Genomic DNA, 6,628 nt, shown 5'->3' with positions numbered 1-6,628 from the left:
ACCGTGCCGCCATGGCCCTCCGCGGCGCGCCGGGCCAAGTCGATCAGTCGGTCAAGCGGCTCTTCGCGCTCGATCAGCATAAAATCGGCGACTCCCTTGTGCCGGCTTGGATTTCAGGCCAAGGGGGTGACGAAAACAAGGCTTCATGTCGGATTTTTGCTGCATTGCACCGATTGGCTTAGCCCTGTGGCATCGAACGCTAGGAACTTCTTCCAGAACGCCGTGTTTCGCGTCGACTGGTCCGGGAGGGAAAGAGCATGAGCCTGGCGCCGTTGCGTCGTGGGGAGGGCGAGCCGCAGCTTCGCGGTTCGGGGGAGGCGAGCTTCGCCTCGGCGGTGGAGCGGGCGAAGAAGCCGGTGCCGGCGGCGCGGGCGCGCGAGATCGACGAATGGGTCCGCGACAAGGTCAAGGACCACACGCTGCGCTTCTGGAAGGATGACGGCGCCGAGACTGCGGCCAAGGCGTTGCAGGGCGACAGCGACCTCGGCGACCTGACGGCGGCGGAGCAGGCGCGGCTGGTCGACCGGGTGCTGCGCAAATGGCAGGGCGACGGCGCGTCCTCGGCGCAGGACCTGGCCGGCCGGGTGCGCGGCGACACGGACCTGGCCCGGCTGGTGGCGGACCGTCTGGCGGCGCGGTCGGTCGAGCTGCAGGCCGGTAAGCGCGGCGACGAGAAGCTGGACCCGGATCTGATGACCGCACGGAGCTATGCCGAGGCGGCGGTGCTGGCGCTGGGCTACGATCCGGAGCGGCCGGACTTCACGGCCAAGCTGGACACGGCTGGGCTGCAGGCGCTGGTCGGGTCGCGGCCGCGGGACCAGGCCTCGGCGTTCGCTGCGATGCTGGCGCATCAGCCGCGGGCGCTGGCCTCGGCGGTCTCCGCCATGGCCGATGCGCCGGCCGGCGAGGCGCGGGACGGCTTCGTGCTCAGCGCCTTCGCCCTGTCGCGGGAGCAGACCTATTTCGACGCTTTGGGCCTGCCGCAGGATATGGGCCGGGCGCTGGCCAAGACGTTCGGCCAGCCGGGCGAGGGGGAGCGGCTGGGCGAGATCCTGGCGACGCCTGAGGGCCGCAAGCTGCTGGTCGAGCAACTGCCCTTCCCGCAGCAGGGCAAGACCACGCCGGAGGCGCGGGGCCAGGTGCTGGCCCTGGTGCTGCAGCACCGCGGGATCACGGCGGAGGTATTGCAGCGCTCCCCGGGCGGCGACCCCTGGGCCTCGCCGGCGGTGGCGAAGCCGATGGCGCAGGCCGCCGCCGACCAGGCGCTGCAGGCGGGCCAGAGCCACGGCATGGAGCTGGCCGGGGCGGAGACGCTGGAGAGCCGCGTCGCCCGGGCGATGGGTCTCAAGCATGAGGGCGAGGACGGCAAGACCATCGACAGGATCGCCGCTGCGATCCGCGACCCGAGCGGAGCCAAGGTCACGGTGCTGCCGGTGCAGTTCTCCAGCAGCGCCAGCGGCGCGGTGCAGCTGCCGCTGTTCCGGGTCGAGGGCAAGGACGGAGCTGTCCGCTTCGTCGACAACCAGGGCGGCCGCTATGCCGATTTCGCCACCTGGAAGCGGGAGAACCGGCTGCCGCCCGGCAACATGACCTATCCGCGCGACGGCGAACTGAGTGGCAAGGACGGCCATGCGGTGCTGGACAGCGGCAACACCCCGCGCACGCCGGACAGCTTCGGCGAGCATGTCGAACAGGCTCTGGACAAGGCGGCGCTGTTCGGCGGCGTGGTGGCGGGCGGGCTGACCGTGATCGGTTCGGGCGGCACCGCGGCGCCGGCAGTGGCGGCCGGCGCCGGGGCTTGGTTCGCCTGGCGCGGCGCGGAGGAGGCCGGGGCGCTGCAGGAGCGCGGTCTCGACCAGTGGGACAATCCCGAATACCGCATGGCGCTGTTCAACACCGTGGCGGGCGGCGCCAGCGTCCTGCCCTTCGGCCGCCTGGCGTATCTGGCGCAAACCGGCAAGACAGGGGAGGCAGGCCGGGTCTGGACCGGCATCAACGGCACGGCGATGGCAGCGGACGGCGCCGCCATGGCCAACACCGGCTACACCCTGGCCGCCAACTGGGACGACCTCGCCCCCGGCCAGCGCCTGGAGATGGGCTTCGGCGTCGCCCTGTGGGGCGGCCTGACCCTGGCGGTCGGCCGCTCCGGCCGGGTGTCCGCCGACCAGCCGCGGATCGAGGTGACGGACAGCGCCGGCCGGGACCCCGAAGCGGCCGATGGGCCGCAGGTTCCCTTCGACGCGCCGCCCGGCCTGCCGCGCCGCGAAACCTGGAAAGCGAAGGCGGGGCGGGAACTGCGCGACCTGCCGGGGATCGAGGTCGGCCATCTCTATTTCATCGATGTCCGGCGTGCGACGGAGAGCGGCGAGGGCGTCCTTGCCGACGGCACGGCCGTGACGGCGCATGAGGCGGTGATTCAGGCGGATGCGACGTTCCGGCACGACCGGCCGATCGTCCTCAACATGTCCGATACCGCGGCCGGGGATCGGCGCTTCGCCCAGGATCTCGCCGACGCCGCCCGGGCCCCGGTCTATGTCCGGCATCAGGCGGGCGGCTGGATGGCGCTGCAGCCCTCGGCGTCGACACAGACCTGGAAAGTCGAGGTGCAGGGCCGAGACCTCTATCGGGTGGAGCCGGACGGCACCCGGCATCGGATCGATGACGTCGGGGGCCTGCTCGGGCCGCGGCTCGGGGCCGGCGACTTCAAGACCGCCTTCGCCTTCGGCGACAAGGCGGTCCTGGTCGTCCGCAGCGCGAAACACGACGAAACGACGATCTCCGGCTTCAAGGAGATGGCGATGCTCAACCAGCTCGACGAGGCCGGGCTGCCGGTCGCGCGGCCGCTGGGTCTGATCCGGGTGGGTGGACGGCCGGCCCTGCTGGTCGACCGCTACGTGGCCGGCAGCAAGGACATGCTGGACCGCACCGGCAACACCGTCGTCGACACCTCCCGCCTGAACGAGAACAGCCTGCTGAGCCTGCAGCGGATCAGGCTGGCGATGCAGATGCGGAAGATCGACATCCGGGACGTTCAGTTCCTGATGAAGGAGGACGGCAGCTTCGTCGTCGCCGACCCCGTGGCGGTGCACATGGGATCCGAGCCGTCGCCGGAGGCCCTGGGCATGCTCGACAAGTTCATCGCCGCCACCGAGGCCAAGCTCGGCCACCATGGATAGGCAGCCACGAACGCCTTGATTTTCTCAACATGAGAATTAAGTTGGAGGCAGCACCTTCAAGCCGGCGCAGGCGGCTGCTAGGGTGCCCCGACCGTTATCCGTGGATCCCGTCATGACCGATCGTCTCGTCATCGCCCTCGCCCAACTGAACCCGACGCTCGGCGACGTGCGCGGCAACATCGACAAGCTGCGCCGCGCCCGCGACGAGGCCCGCGCCGCCGGCGCCGATCTCATGCTGGCCAGCGAGCTGGCGGTCAGCGGCTACCCGCCGGAGGATTTGGTGCTGAAGCCCTTCTTCCTTGACGCGGTGGAGGAGGGGGTGCGCGAGCTCGCGGCCGAGACCGCGGAGGGTCCGGCGCTGCTGGTCGGCACGCCCTGGCGCGGCGACGACGGCCGCGTCCACAACGCCGTGCTGCTGCTGGATGGCGGCAAGATCGCGGCGTCCCGGTTCAAGCACGATTTGCCGAATTACGGCGTGTTCGACGAGAAGCGGGTCTTCGCCCCCGGCCCGATGCCGGGGCCGATCCCGTTCCGCGGCGTGCGGCTCGGCGTGCCGATCTGCGAGGACATCTGGACCCCCGACGTGGTCGAGTGCCTGCAGGAGACCGGGGCGGAGCTGCTGCTGGTGCCGAATGGCAGCCCCTATGAGGCCGGCAAGGCCGACCAGCGGCTGCAGATCGTGCTGAACCGGGTGACCGAGAGCGGCTTGGCCCTGGCCTATCTCAACCAGGTCGGCGGCCAGGACGAGCTGGTGTTCGACGGCGCCTCCTTCGTCATCGGCCGGAACGGTGCCCTGCGCCGCCAGCTGCCCTCGTTCCGCGAGCATGTCGCCCTCACCGAATGGGTCCGCGGCGAGGATGGCTGGGACTGCGTCGAGGGCGAGCGCATCGCCCCGCCCGACGGCGTCGAGGCGATCTATGGCGCGATGGTGCTCGGCCTCAGAGATTACGTGAATAAGAACGGCTTTCCAGGTGTTCTGATTGGACTTTCCGGCGGAATTGACTCCGCGATCTCGGCCGCGGTGGCGGTCGATGCGCTGGGCGCCGACCGGGTCCATTGCGTGATGCTGCCGTCGCCCTACACCAGCCAGGACAGCCTGGACGACGCGGCGGAATGCGCCGCGGCGCTGGGCACCCGCCTCGACAGCATCTCGATCGAGCCGGCGATGCGGGCCTTCGACACCATGCTGGCGCCGCTGTTCGAGGGCACCACGCCCGACATCACCGAGGAGAACATCCAGTCGCGCGCCCGCGGCGTCACCCTGATGGCGCTGTCGAACAAGTTCGGCAAGATGGTGCTGACCACCGGCAACAAATCCGAGATGTCCGTGGGTTACGCCACGTTGTATGGCGACATGTGCGGCGGCTATTCGGTGCTGAAGGACGTCTACAAGACCACGGTCTACGAGCTGTCGCGCTGGCGCAACGAGGTCCATCCGGAGGGCGCCATGGGCCCGGCCGGACGGGTGATCCCGGAGCGGATCATCACCAAGGCGCCGACCGCCGAGTTGAAGCCGAACCAGACCGACCAGGACAGCCTGCCGCCCTATGACGCGCTGGACGACATCCTCAACTGCCTGGTGGAGGAGGAGCGGAGCGTCGACGAGATCGTCGCCCGCGGCCACGACCGGGCCACGGTGGCGCGTGTGTGGCGCCTGCTGGACCGCGCCGAATACAAGCGCCGCCAGGCCCCGCCCGGCGTCAAGCTGACCCGCCGCAACTTCGGCCGCGACCGCCGCTACCCGATCACCAACTCGACGCTGCGGCTGATCTGATGTCCGGCCTCCCGCCGTCAGCGCTACCCGATATTCCCGGTGGGGCTGAGCTCATCGCTTGGTATGGGTTCACGCCCTATTTTCACGACGGCTTGGTACTGTCGGTAAGACTTGCCAGTGACGGGCCGGGCGAGATTCGCATTCACACTTGGCGCATCACCGATCGGACGGACGAACGTGGATACTTCATCCTCGACAAACATGCCGTCGTGACGTTCAGCCTCGAAGACATTCGAGCTGTGGATCTCCGAAATTTCAACGAGCCGACAGCCATTCACTATCTGTTTCTCACCGTTGCGGAAGACGGCTTTGAAATTCGATGGGACAACGTCTGTGGCACCGGCGGGCCGGGGATCGAGGGTTCCGTCATCGCGCGGCGTATCAGCGTATCCTTCACGCCCGGAACTCCGTCCGACGCCTGATCCCGCTGCCCCCGTCACATCGTCCCGCGCCATCTCGTCTTGGGGATGAGGCGCTGCCCATCCGGCCGTCCGGGCCGGGTGCCGGCGCTGTCGATCCGAAAGGCACGATCATGAAGCGCTTCCTCGCCGCCCTGGCCGTCGCGACCCTCTGCGCCGGCGCGGCCTCGGCCGACGACACCGCGGCCAAGGTGACGCTGGTCTACGAGCACGCCCTGCCGAACGTCCCCGGCAAGAGCCTCCGGGGCGTGCTGGTGGAATACGCGCCCGGCGGCTCCTCGCCGGCGCATACCCATCCCAGCTCCGCCTTCATCTATGCCACCGTGCTGCAGGGGGCGATCCGCAGCCAGGTCAATGACGGGCCGGTGGTCACCTACAAGACCGGGGAGAACTTCTCCGAGATGCCGGGCGACCGCCACGCCGTCAGCGCCAATGCCAGCACCACCGAGCCCGCCAGGCTGCTCGCCGTCTTCGTCGTCGACACCGATGAGACGGTGCTGACCTCCCCGATCCACAAGTGATCCGGGCGCCGCGGGCCGGCAGCGCCCGGCCCACGGCGTGGGCCGCGTGCCCGCTTCATGACTTCAGCTTGCCAAACCCACACCGTCATCGCGAGCCCCGAAGGGGCGCGGCGATCCAGACTCGCGCGCCGCTCGTATCGGCTGGACGTGTTGTAAACGCAATGTGCATTGCGCGCCCGCATCGATCTCGTTCATGATACGTTCCATGGAAAGAGGTGCGGACTCCGATCTCGACGTCCAGGCCCACTGCCGCAGCCTCGCGCTGCAGCAGATCGGGATGCTGACGCGCATCGCCGAGATCGGCATGAGGCTGGTCGAGGCGGAGGGCGCCAAGGCCATCGCCCAGGCCGAGCGGCCCGAGACCGAGCAGCCCGAGGCGTCCCGGGCCGATGCCCCGGCGGCCGTGGATCACGGCCTCGCCTTCGCCCGCCATGCCCGCACGGTGCAGCGGGCTCTGGCGCTGCGCGGCCGCGCAGCGACCGATCTCTGCGCCCGCGACAAGGCGCAGGCTGCCGACCGCGCGGCCGCCCACCAGGTGCGCCGCGATCGCCACCGCGGCGAGGTCGAGGATGCGCTGCGCGGCATGATCTGGGATCAGGTCGAGGATCAAGGCCGCGTCGACGCCCTGCATGCCGAGCTCGAGGAGCGGGTACAGGATCTCTACGACGACGAGGTGTCGGTCGAGGACCGGCCGCCCGGCTCGGTGATGGCGGGGCTGGCCTGCGGCCTCGGCCTCGC

Annotated in this window: 6 protein-coding genes; all 6 read left to right on the top strand. The window is 69.7% G+C overall.

The features are described 5' to 3' along the window. Nucleotides 1–182, top strand: a 182-nt coding sequence (locus AB4Z01_RS35640; protein ID WP_441701517.1) for a hypothetical protein, incomplete at its 5' end; no start/stop codon positions are given. Between the two features lie 75 nt (nucleotides 183–257). Then, nucleotides 258–3,176 (top strand): DUF4781 domain-containing protein, encoded by a 2,919-nt coding sequence (locus tag AB4Z01_RS35635; RefSeq protein ID WP_441701515.1) that lies wholly within the window; start codon nucleotides 258–260, stop codon nucleotides 3,174–3,176. A gap of 112 nt (nucleotides 3,177–3,288) precedes the next feature. After that, nucleotides 3,289–4,950 carry an NAD+ synthase gene (locus AB4Z01_RS35630; RefSeq protein ID WP_441701514.1) on the top strand — a complete coding sequence of 554 codons (1,662 nt, stop codon included), beginning with the start codon at nucleotides 3,289–3,291 and terminating at the stop codon, nucleotides 4,948–4,950. Then, nucleotides 4,950–5,372 (top strand): hypothetical protein, encoded by a 423-nt coding sequence (locus AB4Z01_RS35625; protein WP_441701512.1) that lies wholly within the window; start codon nucleotides 4,950–4,952, stop codon nucleotides 5,370–5,372. The genes AB4Z01_RS35630 and AB4Z01_RS35625 overlap by 1 nt, the downstream gene beginning before the upstream one ends. Nucleotides 5,373–5,482: 110 nt before the next feature. Continuing rightward, on the top strand, nucleotides 5,483–5,890 hold the full coding sequence (locus AB4Z01_RS35620; protein ID WP_441701510.1) for a cupin domain-containing protein: 408 nt from the start codon (nucleotides 5,483–5,485) through the stop codon (nucleotides 5,888–5,890). Nucleotides 5,891–6,095: 205 nt separating this feature from the next. Continuing rightward, nucleotides 6,096–6,628, top strand: a 533-nt coding sequence (locus AB4Z01_RS35615; protein WP_441701508.1) for a hypothetical protein, incomplete at its 3' end; no start/stop codon positions are given.

Origin of the sequence: Inquilinus sp. YAF38, assembly GCF_052113205.1 — a bacterium.
GTDB lineage: Bacteria > Pseudomonadota > Alphaproteobacteria > DSM-16000 > Inquilinaceae > Inquilinus.
This window is presented reverse-complemented; position numbering and strand designations above follow the sequence as displayed.

What these genes read in the sequence shown, in the direction of transcription:
- AB4Z01_RS35635 (WP_441701515.1), top strand. Translation starts at nt 258, where the DNA reads ATGAGCCTGGCGCCGTTGCGTCGTGGGGAGGGCGAGCCGCAGCTTCGC.
- AB4Z01_RS35630 (WP_441701514.1), top strand. Translation starts at nt 3,289, where the DNA reads ATGACCGATCGTCTCGTCATCGCCCTCGCCCAACTGAACCCGACGCTC.
- AB4Z01_RS35620 (WP_441701510.1), top strand. Translation starts at nt 5,483, where the DNA reads ATGAAGCGCTTCCTCGCCGCCCTGGCCGTCGCGACCCTCTGCGCCGGC.
- AB4Z01_RS35625 (WP_441701512.1), top strand. Translation starts at nt 4,950, where the DNA reads ATGTCCGGCCTCCCGCCGTCAGCGCTACCCGATATTCCCGGTGGGGCT.